Source organism: Novosphingobium sp. BL-A-28-Hi1-0D (genome assembly GCF_055521755.1).
In genome coordinates this window covers 178614-200937 of the sequence record NZ_CM145502.1, presented here as the reverse complement: position 1 = coordinate 200937, position 22324 = coordinate 178614, and the positions used below count along the sequence as shown (strand labels likewise).

At 65.9% G+C, this 22324-nt stretch carries 18 protein-coding genes; 10 read left to right on the top strand and 8 right to left on the bottom strand.

Annotated features, from left to right (window positions below):
* Window positions 1-4 precede the first annotated feature (4 nt).
* A complete protein-coding gene (locus ACZ1JW_RS00955; RefSeq protein WP_465125278.1) occupies window positions 5-820 on the top strand; it encodes a hydroxyneurosporene dehydrogenase in 816 nt (271 codons plus the stop codon).
* Window positions 821-854: 34 nt separating this feature from the next.
* Here the strand turns inward: ACZ1JW_RS00955 and ACZ1JW_RS00950 are convergent, their stop codons facing one another.
* The 7 genes from ACZ1JW_RS00950 to ACZ1JW_RS00920 all read right to left on the bottom strand — a co-directional run bounded on the left by ACZ1JW_RS00950 (window position 855) and on the right by ACZ1JW_RS00920 (window position 7209).
* Complete coding sequence (locus ACZ1JW_RS00950; RefSeq protein WP_465141636.1) at window positions 855-1541, bottom strand: glutathione S-transferase family protein; 687 nt, start codon at window positions 1539-1541, stop codon at window positions 855-857.
* Window positions 1542-1615: 74 nt separating this feature from the next.
* Window positions 1616-2044 (bottom strand): hypothetical protein, encoded by a 429-nt coding sequence (locus ACZ1JW_RS00945; RefSeq protein WP_465141635.1) that lies wholly within the window; start codon window positions 2042-2044, stop codon window positions 1616-1618.
* 120 nt (window positions 2045-2164) lie between these two features.
* Entirely contained in the window at window positions 2165-2326 is a 162-nt protein-coding gene (locus tag ACZ1JW_RS00940; RefSeq protein ID WP_465125281.1) for a hypothetical protein, read from the bottom strand.
* The gene (bchO, locus tag ACZ1JW_RS00935; protein WP_465141634.1) at window positions 2323-3207 is read right to left on the bottom strand and encodes an alpha/beta fold hydrolase BchO; all 885 of its coding nucleotides are present in this window, start codon (window positions 3205-3207) and stop codon (window positions 2323-2325) included. Before bchO ends, ACZ1JW_RS00940 begins: the two co-directional genes overlap by 4 nt.
* Window positions 3204-4892 (bottom strand): magnesium chelatase subunit D, encoded by a 1689-nt coding sequence (locus tag ACZ1JW_RS00930; protein WP_465141633.1) that lies wholly within the window; start codon window positions 4890-4892, stop codon window positions 3204-3206. The genes bchO and ACZ1JW_RS00930 overlap by 4 nt, the downstream gene beginning before the upstream one ends.
* A complete protein-coding gene (gene bchI, locus ACZ1JW_RS00925) occupies window positions 4889-5890 on the bottom strand; it encodes a magnesium chelatase ATPase subunit I (protein ID WP_465141632.1) in 1002 nt (333 codons plus the stop codon). The genes ACZ1JW_RS00930 and bchI overlap by 4 nt, the downstream gene beginning before the upstream one ends.
* 44 nt (window positions 5891-5934) lie before the next feature.
* Entirely contained in the window at window positions 5935-7209 is a 1275-nt protein-coding gene (locus tag ACZ1JW_RS00920) for a DUF3422 domain-containing protein (RefSeq protein WP_465125285.1), read from the bottom strand.
* A 279-nt stretch (window positions 7210-7488) separates the two neighbouring features.
* On the opposite strand from ACZ1JW_RS00920, the gene ACZ1JW_RS00915 reads away from it, so the two are divergent.
* From ACZ1JW_RS00915 to ACZ1JW_RS00875, 9 genes are all read left to right on the top strand, one after another.
* Window positions 7489-10467: a TonB-dependent receptor gene (locus ACZ1JW_RS00915; protein ID WP_465141631.1), complete on the top strand. Its 2979-nt coding sequence runs from the start codon at window positions 7489-7491 to the stop codon at window positions 10465-10467.
* Window positions 10468-10592: 125 nt separating this feature from the next.
* Window positions 10593-12143 carry a tryptophan halogenase family protein gene (locus ACZ1JW_RS00910; RefSeq protein ID WP_465141630.1) on the top strand — a complete coding sequence of 517 codons (1551 nt, stop codon included), beginning with the start codon at window positions 10593-10595 and terminating at the stop codon, window positions 12141-12143.
* Window positions 12140-12859: a SapC family protein gene (locus tag ACZ1JW_RS00905; RefSeq protein WP_465141629.1), complete on the top strand. Its 720-nt coding sequence runs from the start codon at window positions 12140-12142 to the stop codon at window positions 12857-12859. Before ACZ1JW_RS00910 ends, ACZ1JW_RS00905 begins: the two co-directional genes overlap by 4 nt.
* On the top strand, window positions 12852-13883 hold the full coding sequence (locus ACZ1JW_RS00900; RefSeq protein ID WP_465125289.1) for a cupin-like domain-containing protein: 1032 nt from the start codon (window positions 12852-12854) through the stop codon (window positions 13881-13883). The genes ACZ1JW_RS00905 and ACZ1JW_RS00900 overlap by 8 nt, the downstream gene beginning before the upstream one ends.
* Window positions 13880-15382 carry a tryptophan halogenase family protein gene (locus ACZ1JW_RS00895; RefSeq protein WP_465141628.1) on the top strand — a complete coding sequence of 501 codons (1503 nt, stop codon included), beginning with the start codon at window positions 13880-13882 and terminating at the stop codon, window positions 15380-15382. Before ACZ1JW_RS00900 ends, ACZ1JW_RS00895 begins: the two co-directional genes overlap by 4 nt.
* Window positions 15379-16284, top strand: a complete 906-nt coding sequence (locus ACZ1JW_RS00890) for a glycoside hydrolase family 16 protein (RefSeq protein WP_465141627.1) — start codon at window positions 15379-15381, stop codon at window positions 16282-16284. Before ACZ1JW_RS00895 ends, ACZ1JW_RS00890 begins: the two co-directional genes overlap by 4 nt.
* A 6-nt stretch (window positions 16285-16290) precedes the next feature.
* The gene (locus ACZ1JW_RS00885; protein ID WP_465141626.1) at window positions 16291-17352 is read left to right on the top strand and encodes a LacI family DNA-binding transcriptional regulator; all 1062 of its coding nucleotides are present in this window, start codon (window positions 16291-16293) and stop codon (window positions 17350-17352) included.
* Window positions 17353-17357: 5 nt separating this feature from the next.
* Window positions 17358-18533 (top strand): MFS transporter, encoded by a 1176-nt coding sequence (locus tag ACZ1JW_RS00880; protein WP_465141625.1) that lies wholly within the window; start codon window positions 17358-17360, stop codon window positions 18531-18533.
* A gap of 79 nt (window positions 18534-18612) precedes the next feature.
* Complete coding sequence (locus ACZ1JW_RS00875) at window positions 18613-21030, top strand: glycoside hydrolase family 3 protein (RefSeq protein ID WP_465141624.1); 2418 nt, start codon at window positions 18613-18615, stop codon at window positions 21028-21030.
* 2 nt (window positions 21031-21032) lie between these two features.
* Here ACZ1JW_RS00875 and ACZ1JW_RS00870 read toward each other — a convergent pair whose 3' ends face one another.
* The gene (locus ACZ1JW_RS00870) at window positions 21033-21635 is read right to left on the bottom strand and encodes a LysE family translocator (protein WP_465125295.1); all 603 of its coding nucleotides are present in this window, start codon (window positions 21633-21635) and stop codon (window positions 21033-21035) included.
* Window positions 21636-22324 lie beyond the last annotated feature (689 nt).

The window sequence follows — 22324 nt, the reverse complement described above, 5'->3', positions numbered from 1 at the left end:
CAGCGTGTTCTCGCCCTACTACAAGAAGAGCGGTCGGCCCGACCCCCTCAACCATTGCGCGCTCAATGTCGCGCTATACGGCCCCGGCGCGCGCTGGACGATGACCGAGCGTGGGCGCGGCCACGTGGCGCGCGATGCCGACAATCTCCAGTTCGGCCCGAGCGCGGTGCGCTGGACCGGTGATGCGCTGGAAATCGACATCGAGGAGCAGGACAAGCGCGTCGGCGTGCCGTGGCAGCGGCGTGTGGCGGGCAAGGTCCGCGTCTATCCCGAAGCGATGAACGACCGCGCTTTCGCTCTCGACCCCGAGGGCCGCCACCGCTGGCACTGCCTCGCCCCGCGCGCGAAAATCGAGGTGGTGATGGAAAAGCCCGGCCTCAAATGGAAGGGCAGCGCTTACCTTGATTCCAACTTCGGGTCGGAATCGCTCGAGGAAGGGTTCCGCGTCTGGCACTGGTCCCGCGCGCACGGGCGGCGGGATTCGACCGTGTGCTATGAAGGCATCCGGCGCAATGGGCAGGCCTTTGCCAGCGCCTTGCGCTTCGGAGCCGATGGCGTGCCGTACGAGGAGGAAGTTCTGCCGCCCGTCGCGCCGCTGCCCAACACGTTGTGGCAGATGGAGCGAAAGACCCGCGCCGACCGAGGTCATGCCAGCGTGATCCGCACCTGGGAGGACGCCCCGTTCTACGCGCGCTCGACGCTGGCCTCGCGTCTGTTCGGCGAGCCGGTGGTGGCGGTGCAGGAAAGCCTCGACCTCGACCGCTTTGCCTCACCGATCGTGCAGTTCATGTTGCCCTACCGGATACCGCGGCAGCCGTAACGGTAACCATCCTGGTTTCTTGAGCCTGTCGGCATCAAGGCTTGAACGGTGGTGCCGGCATGACTTCAATGCCTTCTCCACGCAGTTGTTCAATCGCCAGGCGTTCACGTTCGAGCGCGCGCATGACGGAAGGTCGCGCTTCGACCGCACGCGCATGATTGGCGAATCTGGGATAGGCCTCGACCGGAAAACCTCCCCCCAGCACGCGACACCAGACCCAGTAAAGATAGCCATCCATCACCGACCAGTCCTGACCATACCAGAACGGGCGGTCATCCAGTCGTTCCTCGACGATCTGGAACTGGCTGCGCATCATCGTGACGGCCGCGTCATGGACCTGCCTTTGCGCATCTTGAGTTTCAGCGAAGAAGCGCGGAATGCAGATGCGGGTGACGACGGGGTGCAATGTCGATGCGCAAAAGCAAAGGTCAGCGATCTGATTGAATCTTTCGAGTTCGTCGACAGTTGCTGGCAAAAGAGCGGCTTCGGGGTGGTTTGCGTTCAGGTAACTCAAGATAGCTACATTCTCGGTCAGCACGCGCCCATCGATCACTAGCGCCGGGACCTTGCCTTTCGGATTGACGGCCAGATAATCGGACTGTTTGTGCTCTCCCCTTGCCATCCGCAAGAGGCAGATATCGAAGTCAAGGCCAGCTTCCTCAAGCGCTATAGCCGTAACCCGGGCGCAACTCCCCGGTGAATAGAAAAGTTGAACAGTCATCGCCTTGCCCTCTGCGTTATCATCACTCTGGGTGAAGATTCGCCGAAAACCAAGATAGAAGATGCGACCTTGCTTTACGGCCGTGGAACAGCCGGAGGTCCGGTGCGGATCGTCGAGTAATCGGCTTCGGCCTGCTGCATCTTGGCCGTGCCGCTGGACACGAGGGTTTCGCCGCGCATGCGGTCGGACTGCGCCGTTGCGATCTTGCTCTGGGCCTTTTCCATTGCGGCCTGCGCGTCCCTCATGTCCTTTTCGCCATCGGCAAGCCGGTCGGTGCTGCGCTTGACGAGCTTCTGGCCGTCGTTCTGGTCGCGCTGGCCTTCGGTCCATGCCTTGCCGCGATCGGAAATGGCACTGCCGCGGTCGGAAATGCGCTGGCCCGCGCTCTTGCTTGGTGATCCGCTGGTGGAGCAGGCCGCGAGGGCAAAGGCAGCGACGAGCGGGAGCGAGAGCTTGGCGGTGGTTGAGATCGGCATGATGTGACCTTCCGGGATGTTACGCATTCGCCAGATGACGAAGCGACCAAGATCCCGGAGCAGGCGCTATTTGCCAGAAACTTCAAAAAGATGGATTTGCTTTCACCCTAGATGGGGTGTGATCCCGGCGATGCAAGGACGGATGGGTCAAGCCCCGTCGCCGTCCTGCCGCTTCCTTGCCTCGGCTGCTTCCTTGTCCTTGGCGATCTCGCGATTGATCGAGCGCAGTTGCCACAGACCGAAGCCCAGCGCGATGGCGGCGAAGACGACGATCTCGATCCACCCGAAGTTTTCTCCCACAGCGTTCATGCCGGCGCTCCTGTCTTCTGTTCGACAAACATGCGGATGATGTCCGCCGCGCGGGCGGGTTGTTCTTCGTGGGCAAGGTGGCCGAGGCCGGGCAGGACGTCCAGACGGCAATCGGGGATCAACTTGCCCGCGCACTCCACCGAGTCTAGCGGAACGGCGCTGTCGGCGCTCGAATGGACCAGCAGAACCGGGCTGGCGATTTTCGGCAGGAGCCGACTCAGCGCCTCGAGATCCCAGCTTGCCATCATTTCCATTGCACCGCTGCAATGGCGGTGGTTGCTCATCAGCGCCTCGTAGGCGGCGATACCCTTGGCGTCGATCGTGGAGCCGGTGGCGCGGCGCAGGAAGCGGCCGGTCTCGCCGGGAATGCGCGCGATGCCGGCAAGCATGCGGGGCACGAAGGGGTTCACGAACAGTGCCTTGGCAAGCGAAGGGAACAGCTTTGCGGCAAGGCCGGGGAAGGGCATCAGCGCCGCATTGAAGCCAACGACCGGCGTCGCCTCGCCGCGCGCATGGACCAGTTGCAGCGCGATGGCGGCACCCGCGCTGTGTCCGCCAACCAGCATCGGCTGCATATCCAGCGTTTCCAGCAGTTCGTTGAGGGCAGTGGCCATGCCGGGCAGCGTCAGGCCCTGCCTTGGCCGCCCTTGCGTGAAGCCGTGGCCCGGCAGGTCCGGGGCGATTACGGTGAAGTGCTGCGCCAGCAGCGGCAGGACGTCGCGCCAGCTGTGCGTGGCGGCGCCCGTGCCGTGGAGCAGCAGCACGGCGGGGCCTTCGCCTGCGATCTGGACGTGCCAGCGAATGCCGGTGGTTTCAACGAAGCGGCTGGCCGCGCGGTTGGGCCAGTCCTTGCCCTCGATCTCCCAGCGCGGCCCGCTCATGCGCGCTTCTTCTCGGGCTGCGCGGCGAGCGTGACGGCGGTCTTCAGCGCCTTGGCATCGGCAAACGGTAGCGGGATGTAGCGGGCGCGCATCGCTTCGGAGATGCGGGCGGCTTCGAGGCGGGGGCGAGGGGAGATGTCGATGACCACCGCATCCAGCCCCGCGCTGGCAATGCCGCGTGCGGCGGTCAGGGCATCGGCATTGGCCTGCGGGCGTCCGGGCGAGCCGTCGGCGGCGATGTTGGCGCTGCCGTCGGTCAGGAACACCAGCATCGGCGTGCGCCCGCGCGAGGCGCTGGCGTCGGCAAGCTGGCGGGCGAGCGCTATGCCGCTGGCGAGCGGCGTGCCGCCGCCGCCGGGCAGTTCGGCCAGCGCCCGCTTGGCACGGGTGAGCGAGCGGGTGGGGGGCAGGAGCAGTTCGGCGTGGCTGCCGCGAAAGGCGATCAGGGCAACCTCGGCGCGTTTCACGTAAGCCTGCGCCAGGATCAATTCGACCGCGCCCTTGGCCTCGGCAAGGCGCGACATCGCGGCAGAGCCCGAGGCATCGACGCAGAACAAGGTGACGGCAGTGGCGCGCTCCTCGAAGCGGCGAACGCGCAAGTCGTCGCGGCGGAAACGGATGGGGCCTGCGCCTTCGGGAGCCGGATCGCGGCGGCGCAGAGGTTGCCAAGGGATCGCCGCGCGCAAGGTGTCGACCAGCGCCATGCGCACCCCGCCGCCGGGCATGCCGGGACGCGCGCCGAGGGGCTTGCCACGCATTGCCGAGCCGGTCTTGCGGCCTTGTCCGCCTCCGCGTGCAGAGCGTTGGGCGCGGCCATTGGCGATCAGATCGAGCACGTCGGGCGGGATCATCGCGCGGGCGGCTTCGATCAGCAGGTCTTCGGGAATCTCGGGCGGCGTGTCGTCTTCATCGCTGTCGTTCTGCTCGCGCTCGCTCTCCGGGCGTTCGGGTTCCGGGGGGGGCGGCGGTGTTTGTTCAGGGTCCGGCGGCAGTTGCGTGGCGCGTGGGGCGAGGACAAGGCGGGTCGCCGCTTCGAGGTCGAGCATCTCGGCACTCTCGCGCCCGGCCAAGCCCGCATGGGCGCGGGCGGCGCTGGCGGCATGGATCAGCGGGCGCAGCGAGGGAATGCCGAGCGCCGTGGCGGTGACTGCCAGGGCCGACATTGCCTCGCTCTCCAGCATGGCGGTTGCGGCAGTGGCGGGTTCCGGCAAGGCCATCGCAAGATCGGCGGGGCGCACGGCACCAAGGCTGAGGTCGAAGGCGATGCGCTCCATCAGGGCAAGCGGCGGGCGGTCATCGCCGTCTGCACCATCGTCGAGCAGGATCAGCCGGAAGGCCCCGTCGTTGTCCATCGCCTGCGCCACGCGCCCGGCCACGTCGATGCGCAGGCGCTCGGCCATGGGGACGATGAGGACGCCGCCCGCAACTTCGGCGAGGAGTCCGCGCTGGAGGACAAGCATTCCGGTGGCAAGACTGGCAGCGATGTCGGTGCCGCCCGAGAGGCGGTCATCGTCGATATGGCCGGGCAGGCGGCGGAACGCAGTGCCGGGCGGGAGCAGGCCGCGCAGGGCTTCGAGCACCATGTCGCGCGCAGGCCCGCCGCAGCGCAGGACCATGCCGCCGAGCTTCGCGTCGCAGGCCAGCAGGCGCGCTGCCAGCAGCGCATCTGCGAGCGGGTTGCTCATTTGAAGTGTTCGGCGATCGCGCGTTCGATGCGGGCGGTCGATCCGCTTTCGTCCAGCACGTCGCGGCGCAGGCGGTGGCGCAGGGCGAGGGGGGCTATGTGCAGCAGGTGATCGCGCTTGACCGCCTTGGCACCCTTGAGCGCGGCATAGGCGCGGGCGGCGCGCATCAGGGTGAGTTCGCCGCGCAGACCATCGACACCGACCGCGCTGCACAGGCGCGCGGCATCGTGCAGCACTTCGTCGGGCACTTCGATCTTGCCAAGCTTCTTCTGGCCACGCGCGATCTGGTGGAGAACCTTGTCGTCCTCTTCGGCCCAGCTCTGCGAAAAGGCCTCGCTATCAGCATCGTGGGCGGCGCAGCGGCGCATGATCTCTACCCGGCTCTCGATCTCGCGCGGGGTGCGCACTTCGACCGAGAGGCCGAAGCGGTCGAGCAATTGCGGGCGCAATTCACCCTCTTCGGGATTGCCGCTGCCGATCAGCACGAAGCGCGCCTTGTGGCGGACCGACAGGCCCTCACGCTCCACCACGTTCTCGCCCGAGGCGGCGACATCGAGTAGCAGGTCGACCAGATGGTCTTCGAGCAGGTTGATCTCGTCGATGTAGAGGAAGCCGCGATGGGCGCGGGCGAGAAGGCCCGGTTCGAACACCTTTTCGCCGGTGCGCAGCGCGCGTTCGAGATCGAGCGATCCAAGCACGCGATCCTCTGTCGCGCCCAATGGCAGGTCGACGAAGGGGACGGCTCGCTTGGAGGCCTTCTTCCCCTCGCATGGGCCAGGGCAGGCATGGGGTTCATCGGGCGAGCAGCCAAAACGGCAACCATCCATCACCATGATCGGCGGGAGCAGGCTGGCCAGCGCGCGGGCAGCAGTGGACTTGCCGGTGCCACGGTCGCCAAAGACCATCACCCCGCCAATCGAGGGATCGACCGCTGCGATCAGGAGCGCGAGCTTCATCTCGTCCTGACCGACGATCGCAGAGAAGGGGAAGCGCGCCATCTGTCCAGTACCTTGGACATTAACAGGCGTCAGGACAAGCGGAATTATTTCTGTTTTGACGTCTTGATCAGGCGGTCCTTGAGTACGTGCATGGTCCACCACACGCCCAGCACCAGCGGCACGACCAGCAGGCCGACGACGAACTCGTCGGAAACGCCCAGCACATCGTCCGGCACGGCATAGAGCGCATACTTGAGCAACCCGAGCACGTAGTAGCTGAGCGCGACGGCCGAGAGACCTTCGACCAGTTGCTGCAGACGGGCCTGCATCGAAATCGACTGTTCCATCGAACGCAGCAGCTCGGCGTTCTGGTTCTCGATCCGCGTATCGATCCGCGCCCGCAGCAGCGAAGCCAGCTGTTCCGTGCGGTGGGCGATGCGCTCGATCCGCTCATTGGTGGCAAGGCAGGTGTTCATGGCCGGGCGGAAGCGACGCTGCGTGAAATCGACCAGCGAGGCAAAACCCTCCACCGGCTTGACGTCGAGCTGTTCGAGTCGCTCTTCGACGATCTGGCCATAGGCGCGGGTGGCATCCATCCGGAACGAGATCGCCGTCGAAACCGAAGCAAGATCGAGTGCGAGGCCGGACAGTTCCTCCAGCAGGCTGTCGTCGCGCGCGTCGCTGTCGGCAATGCGGTTGGACAGGTCGCGCAGGCGCTCCTCGGCGGCATCGAGCTTGGGCCAGCATTCGCGCGCCACCGGCAGGCCAAGCAGCGCCTTGTTGCGGTAGTTGCCCAGCTCCTGCATCCGCTGCAGCTGGCGGGTCAGGTCGCGCCGGTCCGCGCCGTTGGCCGCGACGAACAGGCGCCCGAATCCGTCATCCATGATGCGGAAGTCCGACCAGATGCGGATGCCGCCGCCCACGGTGCTCGAAACAAGCTCGTCGCGGTTGAGCGAATGCTGGTCGAGCACGCGCTGCAAGTCGGCGTCGTTCTCGCCAAGCCAGATGCGGGTGCTGCGGATGACCTGTCCCGGAAGCGTCTGCGCCCAGGCAATCGCCTGACTGATGTGTCCGTCACTGGCGGGATCGAGAAACCCGGCCTCGTCACATGGGGACGAATAGAGAGTAAGACTGCTGCCCTCGCTCTGGCGCTCCCATGTGAAGGTCACGCGATCGTTGACGCGGCCTTCGCGGTGCGAGGGATTGCCGACCAGATCCGCGCCGCCTGCCTGCAACTCGATCGCGTGGAGTTCGTCGGCGCGCTCGGCATCGTCGACGGCAAGGACCCATTGCACGATATGGCAAGGGACCGGCAGCAGCGGCCAGCGCCGCAGATGCATCTCGCCGACAGCCCTGCGTCTGAGTTCATGGTCGCGCATGAGGGTAATCTTTCCCTGGGCGCGGCTGGCTGGATGATCGCACCGCTTCGACCGCCGCTTGAACCGAAGCCTATGCGAAGTTCCCGGGTGCTCCAAACGGATTCCTCGGACTTTGGCCAAGCCACTGCGGACATTGCCCTAAAGGACAATGCTGCACTCTTGCTGCATGGCGAACACACTTGACTGCGTGAACGTTCTCATTTAGGTGAACGTTCACAAGAGCAATTCAGGCCCGAAATACGGCGCACAGCGTCGATTCCGAATCTAAGGGGGAGGACCATGAGAGTTTCCGCATCGCGCAGCAGCGCCGTACGTTCAGGCGCGATCCGCGCCGCAAGCCTTGGCGCGATGGCGCTGGCACTCGCTTCAACTTCAGCGCAGGCGCAGGATGCCGCTGCCGCTCCCTCAGACGACGGCGAAGCCATCGTCGTCACCGGCATCCGCGCCTCGCTGTCGAAAGCGCTCGATATCAAGCGCAGCGCTCAGGGCGTGGTTGACGCGATCTCGGCTGAGGACATCGGCAAGTTCCCCGACACCAACCTCGCCGAATCGCTCCAGCGCATCACCGGCGTGTCGATCGACCGTTCGAACGGCGAAGGTTCGACCGTGACGGTTCGCGGCTTCGGCCCGGACTTCAACCTCGTCCTGCTCAACGGCCGCCAGATGCCTGCCTCCAGCCTCGGCGGCAGCAGCGGCGCTCCGGCCTCGCGCTCGTTCGATTTCGCCAACCTTGCCTCCGAAGGCATTGCCGGGGTCGAAGTCTACAAGTCGGGCCGCGCATCGCTGGCTACCGGCGGCATCGGCTCGGTCATCAACATCAAGACCGCCAAGCCACTCGAACGCCCCGGCTTCCATGGCAGCATCGGCGCAAAGGGTGTCTATGACACCTCGCTGTTCGAAGGCACCAGCCTGACGCCGGAAGTTTCGGGCATCATCAGCGACACCTTTGCCGATGGCCGCATCGGCGTGCTGCTGACCGGCTCCTATCAGGACCGCAAGGCGAGCCAGGCGCAGTTCAACGCAGGCTGGCGTGAAGGCTACCTTGGTTCGGAAAACAACTGGGGCTCGCTGGCGCAGCCGGGCACGCCCGGTGCTGCCAACATCCAGAACCGCCCCGGACCGAACGACATCTATCAGGTCACGCAGAACGCGGGCTATGACTTCACCACTTTCCGCCGCAAGCGCATCAACGGTCAGGCCGTCGTCCAGGTTAAGCCGACTGACACGCTGACGGCGACGGTGGACTACACCTTCTCGCAGAACACGATCGACGCGCGCACCAACTCGATCGGCGTGTGGTTCAACCATGGCGACACCTCGAGCAGCTGGACCGATGGTCCGGCGGCTGGCCCGAACTTCTATGCCGAGAACTTCGGCCCCGGGAAGGATCTCGCCATCACCGGCGCGGTCGCGGCCAACCGTTCGCGCAACCACTCGATCGGCGGCAACCTCAAGTGGGACGGCCCCGGCGGCCTGCGCCTTGAACTCGACGGTCACCACTCGACCGCCGAGAGCAAGCCGACCAAGCCCTATGGCTCGGGCATTGCCGTTGGCAGCGCGATCTTCGGCGTGAAGTCGCAGAAGGTCGACTACACCTCCGACATGCCGGTCATCAGCGTGCAGATGTACCCCGGTGCCGAGATCAATGCTGCGAACATCCGCCCGGCAGGCAACGCCTTCCGTACTGCCTACATGCGCGACGAGATCAACGAAGTTGCCCTGCGCGGCGGCTACGATTTCGACGCCTCGTTCATCGACAGCCTCGACTTCGGCGTGACCTACACCGAGAACAAGGTCCGCTCGGCCTTCGGCGTTATCCAGAACGACACCTGGGGTGGCACGCTTTCGGCGGCGGAAACGCCGGACGATCTCTACCAGATCCGCAACCTGCCCAAGGATCTTTCGGGCATGCCGGGCTCGCAGGATGCGTCGATCATACCGAGCTACTTCGAGATCAACACCGATGCTCTGATCCAGTTGCTCGACAGCAAGCTCGGAATCTGCAGCACCGCTGTTTCAGCGGGCACCTGCATCGCCAAATACACCACCGACCGCACCGTGCGTGAACGCACCTGGGCACCCTATCTCCAGACGACGCATTCGTTCGATCTGGGCGCGGGCAAGGCCCACCTGCGCTTCGGTCTGCGTTACGAGAAGACCAAGGTCGACTCGACCGCGCAGGTGCCAATCCCGGTCCGCACGATCTGGACCGGCGGCAACGAAACCGCGATCGACTACGGCAATCCGCAGCAGGTCGCTGCCGCCTCGCTCAAGGGTGAGTACGAGAACTGGCTGCCCGCGATCGACTTCGACATGGAGCCAATCGAGAACGTCCGTCTGCGTGCATCCTACAGCCAGACGATCACGCGTCCCGACTATACTTCGCTGCAGGGCGGCACCACGCTCGCCTCGCCGATCCGCATCGGTGGCAGCACGGCATCGAGCGGCAACCCCGGTCTGCTGCCGTACAAGTCGAACAACGTCGATCTTTCGGCTGAGTGGTACTATGCGCCGACCAGCTACGTTTCGGTGGGCTTCTTCCACAAGGTCGTGAAGAATTTCATCAGCCAGACGCAGGTCAATCAGCCTGCATTCGGCCTGACGAATGCGGCAGCGGGTGCCAATGCAGCAGCAGCGCGTGCTGCACTCGGCCCCAATGCCACGGCGCAGCAGTTGCTCGACTACATCGGCACCAACTTCCCCTCGACGGTCATTCGTGACAACAACGGGGTGGTTACCGGCGTCGTCGGCCAGGCGTCCGATCCGCTCGTGAACTTCATCACCACGCAGCCGACCAACAGCGACCAGAAGGCAAAGCTCTGGGGTTGGGAATTCGCGGTCCAGCACAGCTTCTGGGATACCGGCTTCGGCGCGATCCTGAACTACACGGTCGTCAAGAGCGACACGAAGTTCGACAACACGCTGCGCTACACCATTCCGCAGTTCGCAGTGAACGGGGTCAGCGACAGTGCCAACGCGGTCCTGTTCTACGACAAGAACGGTCTGCAGGCTCGTGTGGCCTACAACTGGCGCGCAGGCTTCCTCGCTGGCTACGGGTTCGATCCGTACTACGTGAAGTCCTACGGCCAGTTCGACGCCAGCGCTTCGTATGAAATCCGCAAGGGCGTGACGGTGTTTGTCGAAGGCATCAACATCACCAACGCCGACCGCAAGGGCTACCAGCGCAACAACCAGACCGTGTTCTTTGCGGCACCGGGTTATGCGCGCTATGCTGCCGGTGCGCGGTTTACCTTCTGATGAAGGCGGGGTAACCCGTTGACATTGAAGGACCGGCGGCCCGTATTGCTTCGGCAGTGCGGGCCGCAGGGGTTTTCGAGACGGACACGGCGGCCGGACCAACCGGCGTCTGGATTGGGTGAGCGATGAGCGGGTCGGTGCAACAGGTTGTCATCGTCGGCGGGGGCACCGCAGGATGGCTATCGGCCTGCCTGCTCGCGGCGCGGCGGCCCGAGCTTGCGATCACGCTGGTCGAGGCACCGGACATCCCGACCATCGGCGTGGGCGAGGGCACCTGGCCCACCATGCGCGAGACGCTCGCCACCATTGGCATTCCCGAAGCGGAATTTCTTGCCCAGTGCGATGCCGCGTTCAAGCAGGGTTCGCGCTTCGATGGCTGGGTCGATGGCACGGCGCAGGACAGCTACCTCCATCCCTTCACGCCGCCGCCGCCGGGAGACATGGCCGCACTGCTCGGCGCGTGGCAGGCCAAATCGGCTGACCTGCCTTTTGCTGCAGCCATGACCCCGCAGCATTCGGCCTGCATGCAAAGCCTTGCACCACGCCAGCGGGCGATGCCGGACTACGCAGGCGCGCTGAACTACGGCTACCATCTCGACGCAGGCAAGTTCGCCGCGCTGCTGATGCGCCACGCCACCACGCGGCTGGGCGTGACGCATGTTGCCGCGCAAGTTACCGGCGTTGAGGACGGCGCAGGCGGCGATATTGCCGCACTGCAACTGCATGACGGACGCAGGCTTGCGGGCGATTTCTTCATCGATTGTTCGGGGCAGGCCGCGATCCTGATCGGCAGGCATTGCGCCGTGCCGTGGGTCGACCGGTCCGACGTCTCCTTCAACGACAGCGTCCTTGCCATGCAGGTGCCGGTCGAGCCGGGCAGTCCGATCGCCTCGCAGACCATCGGCACCGCGCACGAGGCTGGCTGGATCTGGGACATTGGGCTGCCCACAAGGCGCGGCATCGGCTGCGTCTTCGCCTCGCGCTTCATGGAAGACGGGCGCGCCGAAGAGATCCTGCGCGACTATATCGCGGCCAAGGTTCCCGGCGCCGATACTGCCGCACTGCGCCCGCGCAAGCTGTCATTCTCGACCGGCCATCGCGCCCGCTTCTGGGAACGCAATTGCCTCGCCGTCGGCCTGTCCGCAGGGTTCATCGAACCGCTTGAGGCATCGGCCATCGTCACCATCGAGCTTTCGATCAAGGCGCTGGCCGACAACTTCCCGCGCCGCGCCGCCACGATGGGCATTCTGGCCGAGCGCTTCAACGAGCTGTTCCGCTATCGCTGGGACCGCATCGTCGAATTCCTCAAGCTGCACTATGTCCTGAGCCGCCGGACAGAGCCCTACTGGCTGGCACAGCGCGATCCCGCGACGATCCCTGCGCGCCTTGCCGAATGCCTCGAACTCTGGCGGGATCAGCCTCCTTCGGCTTGGGACTTGCCCCGCATGGACGAGTTGTTCTGCGCAGCGAGCCAGCAATACGTTCTCTATGGCATGGGCTTTGCTGTGCCGCAGGGTGCTATGCCCACGTCTGGGGCGGTGGAACGTCTGGCTGAAGTGCACCAGCGTTCGCGCGCGCTGGCAGCGGCGCTGCCTTCGAACCGGACCTATCTCGACGCCCTGCGCCCCGGTTCGGCCGCAGACCCAATCGCCATGCACGGAGCGGCAGTGAAATGAGCAACCACGCAGTCCTCAACCCTGCCGACCACGGCGAGTTGCGCATCGACACCGCAGCGAGCGCCGAGCTTGGCGACAATGTCATGGCCTGCGTCACCGTCCCGGCAGAGTTCCGCTCGGTTCAGGCGCATTACCCCATCGTCTTGCGGCGAGACCTCTCCACCGGCAAGCTGGAAGCGCTGGCACTGTTCGGGTTCGAGACGGGCGAGAACCTGTTCCTGCGCGATGGCCGCTGGGACGCGACCTATCGCCCGCTCGCCATGGCGATCCAGCCCTTCCTTGTCGGTCGGCCGGCGACGCCTGATGGGGTCGGTCAGGTCCACGTAGATCTCGATCACCCGCGTATCAGCACCAACGGCGAGGGCGTTCGAGCCTTTGACGCCGATGGAAAGCCGACGCCGTTCCTCGAGGACATTGCCAGCAAACTCGGTGATCTCGACTTCGCCCACCGCGAAGCAGGCAGTTTCTTCGCCGCGCTCGACCGGTACGAACTGGCCGAACCCTTCAGCCTCGAAGTCACACTCGATGATGGCTCCAAAAACTCTCTCGTCGGCTATCACACCATCAACGAGGAAAAGCTGACCGCGCTTGATGGCGACGCTCTGGCCGATCTGATGGGGAGCGGGCACTTCCTGCGCATCGCGATGATCATCGCCTCGCTGTCGCACTTTGCCGACCTCGTGGCGCGCAAGAACGAGCGGGCGCGTGGTGGCTGACTCAGACGGCCCGTTTCACGCAAGGCTTGCCCCTGTTGCCGAGCGCAAGCTCGGCCACGCGAGCGAACTTGATGCAATGCTGCGCGAAGCCACCGAGCCGTTTGTGCTGCGCGGGCTTGTCGCGGACTGGCCGCTTGTCCGAGCAGGACTAGAATCCGCCCGAGCCGCCCGTGCCTATTTGGTCGATCGCGCGCGGCCCGTGCCCTTTGCCGTCTCCATCGCCGACCCCGGCAGCGGCGGCCGCCTGTTTTATGACGCGGCGATGGAAATGAACTTCCGCATGGCGCGCGGCAAGCTGGCCGATATCTTCACCGGGTTCGATGACAACGAGGAGCGCGCCGATCCGCCGACGATCTATCTCGCTTCCATCGACGTGCCTGCGCACTTTGAAGGCGTCGATGCCGAGAACCACCTCGACCTCGGCCAGCGCGATCTGATCAAGAGCCTGTGGATCGGAAGCCCCACGCGAATTGCTGCGCACAACGACTTTCCCGACAACCTTGCCTGCTGTGTCGCCGGACGTCGCCGCTTCACGCTGTTTCCGCCCGACCAGTTCCGCAATCTCTACCTCGGCCCCATCGACAACACGCCCGCCGGCCGCGCCGTCAGCATGGTCGATTTCGCCAAGCCTGATTTTGCCGCATACCCGCGCTTTGCCGATGCGCTGGCCAGCGCGCAGGTGGCCGAACTCGAGCCGGGTGATGCGCTGTTCATCCCCTCGCTGTGGTGGCACCATGTCGAGGCGCTGGAGCGCTTCAACATCCTGCTCAACTACTGGTGGCGCGATACGCCGCGCTTCCACGGGCAGCCGCAGACCGCGCTGACCCACGCGATCCTTGCCATCCGCGACTTGCCCGAAGCCGAGCGTGCAGTGTGGCGCGACATGTTCGAATACTACGTGTTCTCGGGCGGCGACGACGCCCGCGCGCATATCCCCGAACAGGCGCAGGGCGCGCTTGGACCCATCGACGCGCATGGCGCCGCCCGCATCCACCAGTTTCTCCTTAGGAGCCTCAGCCAATGACCGCTTCGCAACTGCCTCGCCGCATCGTGATCGCTGGCGGCGGCACCGCCGGATGGATGACCGCCGCCGCGCTTGCCCGCACGCTTGGGGCGGTCGCGCAGGTGACACTGGTCGAGAGCGAGCAGATCGGCACCATTGGGGTGGGCGAGAGCACGATCCCGCCGCTGGTCACCTACAACCGCCTGCTCGGCATCAACGAGGCCGAGTTCATGCGCGCCACGCAGGCGACGTTCAAGCTCGGCATCAATTTCGAGAACTGGCGCGTGCCGGGCGAGACCTACTTCCACTCGTTCGGCGGCACCGGCAAGGACCACTGGTCCGCCGGATTCCAGCACTTCTGGCTCAACGGTCTGGAGCGCGGGCATAGCGAGGACTACGGCCAGTACTGCCTCGAACTGAAGGCGGCCCAGGCGAGCAAGTTCGCCCACTTGCCCGACGACAAGATGAACTATGCCTACCAGCTCGATTCAGGGCTCTACGCCAAGTTCCTGCGCGCGATGGCCGAAGCTGACGGCACCACGCGCATCGAAGGCAAGATTGCCCGCGTCGAACTCGATGGCGAGAGCGGCGACATTTCTGCGCTCGTGCTCGAAGGGGACCGCCGCATCGAGGGCGACCTGTTCATCGACTGCACCGGCTTTCGTGCGCTGCTGATCGAAGGTGCGCTGCGGGCAGGCTATGACGACTGGACCCACTGGCTGCCGTGCGACAGCGCGATTGCCATCCAGACCTCGAGCGTGCGCCCGCCGGTGCCCTACACCCGCGCCATCGCGCACGAGGCGGGCTGGCAGTGGCGCATTCCGTTGCAGCACCGCCAGGGCAATGGCGTGGTCTATTGTAGCGACTACCTGAGCCACGAAGCCGCGCTCGAAAAGCTGCTCTCGACGGTCGAGGGCGAGAAGCTGGTGAAGCCCAATCCCATCCGCTTCCGCACCGGCGCGCGGCGCAAGCAGTGGCACCGCAATTGCGTCGCGGTCGGCCTTTCCGGCGGGTTCATGGAGCCGCTGGAAAGTACTTCCATCCACCTGATCCAGCGCGCGATCCTGCGCATCGTGCGGATGCTTCCGGCAGGCCCGATCAGCAGCCGCGACATCGACGAGTTCAACGACCAGCAGTTCACCGACATGGAGCAGATCCGCGATTTCCTCGTCCTGCACTACAAGGCGACCGACCGCCGCGACACGCCGTTCTGGCGGCACTGCGCGAGCATGGAGATCCCCGCCAGCCTTGAACACAAGATCGAACTGTTCCGCGAGACGGGCCGCGTATTCCGTAAGAACGAAGAACTGTTCGCCGAGAATTCGTGGATCCAGGTGATGATGGGGCAGGGAATCATGCCGCGCAGCCACCACCCTGTCGCCGCCAAGCTTCGGGACGAGGAACTGGCGCATCTGCTCGCCAGCTTGCGCGAAAACGTGACCCGCACCGTGGCTTCGCTGCCCTCCCACGCCGATTACGTGGCGCGCTATTGTGGTGCCGAGGTTCCGGCGGCGGCATGAGCATCGTTCTGCTGGTTGCCGCTGCCGCCGCGCCCCAATGGCAACTCGTCTGGGCTGACGAGTTCGACGGCGCATCGCTCGATCGCAATCGCTGGGTCCTGGCCGAGGACTGCTGGGGCGGCGGGAACGAAGAGCGGCAGTGCTATACCGCGCGTCCCCAGAACCACCGGGTGAAGGACGGCGTGCTGGAGATCGTCGCGCAGCGCGAGGACTTTACCGGCCCCGCTTTTCCCCGCGACCAGCGCGACAATCCGCAAAAGGCCGTGGCGAAGCGGGAGAAGCCGTTCACTTCAGCGCGGCTCTCGACGCAGGGCAAGGCGTCGTGGCTATACGGCAAGGTCCAGATCCGCGCGCGTCTGCCGCAGGGGCAGGGGACGTGGCCTGCGATCTGGATGCTGCCCGAAGACTGGGCCTATGGCGGCTGGGCCCGCTCGGGCGAGATAGACATCATGGAGGCGGTCAACCTCGGCCAGCCTTGCGAGCCCTGCGAAGGCGGCTCCGAGAACCGGGTGCTCGGCACGATCCATTTTGGCGGCGAGCCGCCGCGCAACCGCTACATCACCGAAGAGACGGCGCTGGCCGATCCGACCGCGTTCCACACTTACGAGGTCGAATGGGACAAGGACGGCATGGTCTGGCGTGTTGATGGCAAGGACTACGCCCGGCGCGAGCCGCACGAGTGGCACACGCTCGCCTCGGACAAGCCGGGCGCGCCGTTCGACAAGCCGTTCCACCTGATCCTCAACCTCGCCATCGGTGGGCATCTGCCGGAAGGGCGCAATGCGAAAGGCGTCGATCCCTCCGGTTTTCCCAAGACCATGGCAGTCGATTGGGTTCGCGTCTGGCAAAAGCCGCAAGTTGCGGATAACGCTCTCAACGGAACGAAGAGCGGGGGTAACTGACAACCCATGGCGCGCAGGCGGCAGGCGGTAACGATCAAGCACGTGGCAGCCGATGCAGGCGTGTCGCTGCAGACGGTGAGCCGCGTCATCAACAACGAGGCCAACGTCCGGCCCGAAATGCGCGAGAAGGTCCAGGCCTCGATCGACAAGCTGGGCTACGTCCCCTCGATCGCCGCGCAGCGGATGAGCGGATCGCGCTCGTACCTGATCCTGGCCCTGAACGACCGCGAACGCACGATTGCCGACTGGCGCGCGCGGCAGGGGACCGACTGGGTCGACCAGATGCTGCTGGGCGGAATGCTCGAATGCGCCGAGCATGGCTACCGCCTGATCTTCGAACTGGTCGACACGCATAACGACCACGTCGAGCGCGAGCTGGGCGCGGCGATTGCAGCGCTGCAGCCCGATGGCGCGATCCTGACCCCGCCGCATTCCGACAACCCGCAGATCCTCGAGACCCTCGCGCGCCACAAGGTCCCATTCGCCCGGATCGGCGCGCAGACCGGAGAGGCAGGCCTGCCCGAAGGCATCATCGTCTCGATGGACGACGAAGGGGGCGCGCGAACGGCGACGCGCCATTTGCTCGACCTCGGGCACAGGCGCATCGGCTTCATTTCCGGTCCGTCCGAGTATCGCCTTGCCGGAAAGCGCGTCGACGGATGGCGTGCGGAAATGGATGCGGCCGGCCTTGCGACCGATGGCCTGCTCGAAGCGGGAGACTTCACTTATCCTTCCGGCGTTCGTGCCGCGCGGGCGCTGCTGGGCCGCGCCGACCGGCCGAGCGCAATCATCGCCAGCAATGACCAGATGGCACTGGCGACGGCGGAAGTGGCTGCCGAACTCGGCCTTGCCATCCCCGAAGATCTGTCGCTGGTGAGTTTCGACAACACGCCGCTCGTACGCTTCACCCGCCCCGCCTTGACGGCGGTGGACCAGCCCATTGCCGAGACCACGGCAACTGCGGTGCGGATGCTCATCGGGGCACAGCGTGACGATGGGGCGGACATCGCGCCGGTGATCCTGCCGATGGGGTTCGAGGTTCGCGGCTCCACTGGCCCGGCAGGCTGAGCGGCGTGGCCGTCACGAACCGGCAGGAGCACCGCTTCCTCGCGCTCTATGCGCTGGCCTGGGCGGGTTCGACCATCGGATATGTTCCGTTCCTGACCCTGCTGCTGCCGATGCAGGTGCAGCAGCTGGCGGGGACCGAGGCGGTGCGCTGGCTTGCGGCCACGACGTTCCTGGGCGCAATCGCGGCGAGCCTGTGCAACATCGCGTTCGGCTGGCTGAGCGACCTTGCGGGACGGCGCAAGCCCTTCGTCCTGGCTGGCTTGCTCCTGTCATGCGCCATGCTTCAGATTGCGCCGCGCGTGGAGACATTGACGGCCCTGATCGTGGTTATCGCCGTCTGGCAGCTTGGCCTGAACCTGATGCTCGGGCCACTTTCAGCCTGGGCGGGGGACCGCGTGCCCGACGCGCGCAAGGGCATGCTCGGCGGCTTGCTCGCCTTCGCGCCTGCCTCGGGCGCGCTTGCCGGAGCGCTGGTTACGCTGCCGTTCCTTGCCGATCAGATGCAGCGATTTGCTGCAGTCGGCGCGGTGATCATGGCTTGCGTGTTGCCGCTGGTCCTGCTGGGCGAGGACGGCGGGCGAACCGGGGGCGAACCTGTGAGTGGTGGCGGAGAAGTGGCCAGCAAAGTCCTGCGCGCCATGGCCACGCGCATGTGGGTCGCGCGATTGCTGGTGCAGGTTTCCGAAGCATCGCTGTTCGCCTTCTTCTACCTCTGGCTGCGCTCGGTCGATCCGGCGCTTGCCGACGATGCGATTGCCCGGGTCCTGCTCGTCGCGATGATCGCAGGCGCTGTTGCGGCGCTGCTCGCAGGGCGCTGGGCGGACCGAGCGGGCAAGCCGGTCGTGCCGTTGACGCTGTCCTGCGGCGGGGCAGCGATTGGGCTCGTGATAATGGCGCTGGCAACAGGTGGCGAATTGGCCGTGGCGGGATACATCCTGTTCGGCCTTTCGACTTCCGTGTTCCTCGCCCTGCACAGCGCCCATACCTTGCGCGTCCTGCCCGACAGTACGCGGCGCGGGCGCGATCTCGGGCTCTTCAACCTGACCAACACGATCCCCTCGCTGGCGGTCCCGGCACTGACGCTCGCCCTCGTTCCCTCGCTCGGATTCGCCGCGCTCTTCGCCGTGCTTGCAGCACTTGCGCTGACCGCGATGGTGCTTCTTTCCAGACTGCAACACTGACCGTCGCGCAGGACTTGATTTCCGCTGCCGAACGTGTGAAACGCTCGTTTGAGAACGTTCACAGAATTTGGGGAAGTCGATGTCGAAGGGAACCACGGCGCGGATAAAGGCCGGTCTGCTGGCTTCGTCGCTGCTGTTGCTTGGCAGCACCGCGCTGCAGGCTGCGGAAGGTGGCGTTGCCAATCCGGCAAACTGGCCTGCCGCCCACAGTCCTTCGACCCTGACCGACCGCGCAACCGAGCGGGCCATCGACCGCCTGATCAAGCGCATGACGTTGGAGCAGAAGGTCGGGCAGGTGATTCAGGGCGACATCAGCTCGGTCACCCCTGCAGACCTTGAGCGCTACCCGCTCGGTTCGATCCTCGCTGGCGGCAACAGCGGCCCCTATGGCGACGAGCGCGCCGATGCGGCCAAGTGGCTCAAGCTGGTGACCGAATACCGCGCGGCATCGCGCAAGGTGGGGGCGGGCGTGCCGATCCTGTTCGGCGTCGATGCGGTCCACGGCCATTCCAATCTGCCGGGCGCGACAATCTTTCCGCACAACGTCGGGCTCGGCGCGGCGCACGATCCCGAACTGATCCACCGCATCGGCCAGGCCACCGCCGCCGAAGTCGCGGGCTCGGGCATCGAATGGACCTTCGCCCCCACGCTCGCTGCGCCGCAGGACTTGCGCTGGGGCCGCGCGTATGAGGGCTACTCCAGCGATCCCGCCGTCATTGCCGCCTATTCCAAGGCGATGGTCGAGGGGCTGCAGGGGCCTTTGCGCGCCGGTAAGCCGCTTCCCGCCGCCAAGGTCGCTGCGAGCGCCAAGCACTTCCTCGCCGATGGCGGGACCGAGGGCGGCAAGGACCAGGGCGATGCCAAGCTGCCCGAAGCCGAACTCGTCCGCCTCCACGCACAGGGTTATCCCCCGGCGATCGATGCCGGGGCGTTGACGGTAATGGCGAGCTTCTCGAGCTGGAACGGGGTCAAGAACCACGGCAACCGCTCGTTGCTGACCGACGTGCTCAAGGGGCGGATGGGCTTTACCGGGCTGATCGTCGGCGACTGGAACGGCCATGGCCAGATCCCGGGGTGCACCACCACCGATTGCGCGGCCGCGATCAATGCGGGCCTTGATCTCTACATGGCGCCCGACAGCTGGAAGGGCCTGTTCGACAGCACAGTGCGCGAAGTGCGCGACGGCACTATCCCGATGGCGCGGCTCGACGATGCGGTGCGGCGGGTGCTGCGGGTCAAGTACAAGCTCGGGCTGATGGGCGCCAAGCCCGTCGGGCGGGGCGATCCGGCAGCGGTCGGCGCGCAGGCGCACCTTAATGTTGCGCGCGAAGCCGTGGCCAAATCGCTGGTGCTGCTCAAGAATGAAGGTTCGGTCCTGCCGATCCGTCCGGGGGCAAAGGTCCTCGTGACCGGTCCCGGGGCTGACAGTATGGCGATGCAGGCTGGCGGCTGGACCATCACCTGGCAAGGCACCGATACCTCCGCCGCGGACTTCCCCAAGGGCCGCACCATCGGCCGGGCGATCGTCGAGGCGGTCAGCGCGGCGGGCGGCAAGGCCGAGATCGCCAGCGACGTCCCGGCGACCAAGCCCGATGTTGCAGTGGTGGTGTTCGGCGAGCAGCCCTATGCCGAGTTCCAGGGCGATGTGCCCAATCTCATGTTCCATCCGCGCGAGGGTGAGTTGGAGCTGATGAAGCGGCTCAAGGCGCAAGGCGTGCCGGTCGTCGCGGTGTTCCTTTCGGGCCGCCCGATGTTTGTCGGCCCCGAGCTGAACCTTGCCGATGCCTTTGTCGCAGCATGGCAACCGGGTTCGCAAGGGCAGGGCGTGGCCGACGTGCTGGTGGCGGGCAAGGACGGCAAGCCGGTGCGCGACTTTACCGGAACGCTGGCATTCGACTGGCCGCAGGACGCGCGCTCGCCAATGGTCGAACCGCTGTGGCGCGTGGGCCATGGCCTGAGCTATGCAAAGCCCGCCAAGATTGGCCCGGTCAACGAGGACCCGCGCGTCGAACTCGGCTCGGCACTGAGCGAAACGACCTTCATTCGCGCCGGCAAGGTGATCGATCCTTGGCGGTTGGGGCTCGACAGCACGGTCACGATGCGCGCGGTGGACGTTGCCGCGCAGGAAGATGCGCGGCAGTTCACGTGGAGCGGCAAGGGCGATTTCGCGCTTGATGGTCCGCCGGTCGACATGCAACGTCACCTCAACGGCGGGTTTGCGCTGCGGCTTGACTGGCGCCCTGATGCGCGGGGCACGGGGCCGGTGACGGTCTCGTTCGCAGGCGTGCGGCTCGATGTCAGCCAGAGCCTCGGCGCGGTCGGCAAGCCTGGCACCCTGCGCATTCCGCTGACCTGTTTTGCCGCGCACGGCGCGAAGCTGCAGGCGGTTGGCTCGCCCTTGCGGATGGGCGCGGACAAAGGGTTTGTCGTAAGCCTGCGCAATGCCGGGATCGAGGGTGTAGGCGAGACCTACGCCTGTCCGCCGCTGGCGAATTGACCCTAGCGGACCGGAGCCAGCAGGAACGAGGCGGCGACGCCGAGGATGACGAAGGCGAAGACCCGGCGCACGATCCGCGTCCGTGCCGGGTCCGCCAACCAACCTTGCGCGCGGGCGCCGGCGAGCACGATGGCGCAGTGGATCGCGGTGGCAATCGCCGTGCTGATCGCGGCGAGCAGCAGCGCGTTGCGCAGGCCGAGCAGCTCGCCGCCGAGGAACTGCGGGGCGACCACGACGAAGAACATGTAGGCCTTGGGGTTGAGCAGGTTGATCAGTACCCCTGCGGCAAAGGGGCGGGTCGCGCTGCCATTGCCCGGCGCCTGAGGCTTGCCCGCGCCGCGCCATGCCTCGACCGCCAGCCAGACCATCATCGCCGCGCCTGCCATGCGCAGTGCGTTCCACAAGGCGGGCATCGTCGCCAGCAGCGCGGCAAGGCCCAGCGCCGCCAGCACGCCATTGACGAGCAGCCCGATCGCCACGCCCGCCACCGCCGCAAGGCCGTTGCGCCTGCCCTCGGTCGCGGCGAGACCTGCCAGCCATGCCATGTTGGGGCCGGGCGTCAGTTCGATCAGCAGGACGGCTAGGGCAAAACCGGTCAGGTCCAAGCGAGGGTGCCTCTGGTGGGTGGTGGCTTGATGCTTGGACGCGCCGGGGGCGGAGGGCAAGCGGGGTGTTGGGGGCTGGCTGATCTTCTGTTTCGAGGTTGCGCTGTTTGCCCACCCCGCTGCGACTAACTTCACTGCGTTCAGTAAGTCTCGCGGCCCTCCCGCCTGCGGGAGGGCTGGATGAAGCGCTGCGTGTCTCTCCCCTCCCGCAAGCGGGAGGGGCTGGGGGTGGGCATCGCGGATACGCGATAAAGCAAAGCATCCGCTGGCGAATGCGGACGGTCACGCCGGTGGGAAAGCACAGATCGCGCGACCGGTGCGGTGCCGTCGTGGCACGCGCGGGGAGGGCGCGGGACCGGTTGCGAGTGGCCGGGGGGCGGTTCCGGACCCCTTGTCGGCTCAGCCTGAGGGCGGACATATGTGAAAGGACGAAGCTTTGGCAGCGGCTCGCGGGCTGCCTTGGCTTCTTGGCAAGCGGCTGCGTGAAAAGAACCTGTCGTTTGTGCTGACACTGTCGCACAATCATGGCGGGTTCCGCATCCGCAGCGTCGCTCAGGGTTCGGCGCCGTGCTATCAGCCCTGGGGTGTCCTGTCTGTCCTTGGGTAACGACAGGGTTTTGCCCGGTGGGTCTGGGCTTTACGCCCCGCATTGAACCCACGCGCACCTGCCGCACCGATCGCGCCGGAGG

Excerpts from the sequence above, each read along its gene's own strand:
- ACZ1JW_RS00885 (WP_465141626.1), top strand. The coding sequence starts at position 16,291 with ATGGCGCGCAGGCGGCAGGCGGTAACGATCAAGCACGTGGCAGCCGAT.
- ACZ1JW_RS00950 (WP_465141636.1), bottom strand. The coding sequence starts at position 1,541 with ATGACTGTTCAACTTTTCTATTCACCGGGGAGTTGCGCCCGGGTTACG.
- ACZ1JW_RS00910 (WP_465141630.1), top strand. The coding sequence starts at position 10,593 with ATGAGCGGGTCGGTGCAACAGGTTGTCATCGTCGGCGGGGGCACCGCA.
- ACZ1JW_RS00920 (WP_465125285.1), bottom strand. The coding sequence starts at position 7,209 with ATGCGCGACCATGAACTCAGACGCAGGGCTGTCGGCGAGATGCATCTG.
- ACZ1JW_RS00890 (WP_465141627.1), top strand. The coding sequence starts at position 15,379 with ATGAGCATCGTTCTGCTGGTTGCCGCTGCCGCCGCGCCCCAATGGCAA.
- ACZ1JW_RS00875 (WP_465141624.1), top strand. The coding sequence starts at position 18,613 with ATGTCGAAGGGAACCACGGCGCGGATAAAGGCCGGTCTGCTGGCTTCG.
- ACZ1JW_RS00945 (WP_465141635.1), bottom strand. The coding sequence starts at position 2,044 with ATGCGTAACATCCCGGAAGGTCACATCATGCCGATCTCAACCACCGCC.
- ACZ1JW_RS00940 (WP_465125281.1), bottom strand. The coding sequence starts at position 2,326 with ATGAACGCTGTGGGAGAAAACTTCGGGTGGATCGAGATCGTCGTCTTC.
- bchO (WP_465141634.1), bottom strand. The coding sequence starts at position 3,207 with ATGAGCGGGCCGCGCTGGGAGATCGAGGGCAAGGACTGGCCCAACCGC.
- ACZ1JW_RS00905 (WP_465141629.1), top strand. The coding sequence starts at position 12,140 with ATGAGCAACCACGCAGTCCTCAACCCTGCCGACCACGGCGAGTTGCGC.
- ACZ1JW_RS00930 (WP_465141633.1), bottom strand. The coding sequence starts at position 4,892 with ATGAGCAACCCGCTCGCAGATGCGCTGCTGGCAGCGCGCCTGCTGGCC.
- ACZ1JW_RS00895 (WP_465141628.1), top strand. The coding sequence starts at position 13,880 with ATGACCGCTTCGCAACTGCCTCGCCGCATCGTGATCGCTGGCGGCGGC.
- ACZ1JW_RS00915 (WP_465141631.1), top strand. The coding sequence starts at position 7,489 with ATGAGAGTTTCCGCATCGCGCAGCAGCGCCGTACGTTCAGGCGCGATC.
- bchI (WP_465141632.1), bottom strand. The coding sequence starts at position 5,890 with ATGGCGCGCTTCCCCTTCTCTGCGATCGTCGGTCAGGACGAGATGAAG.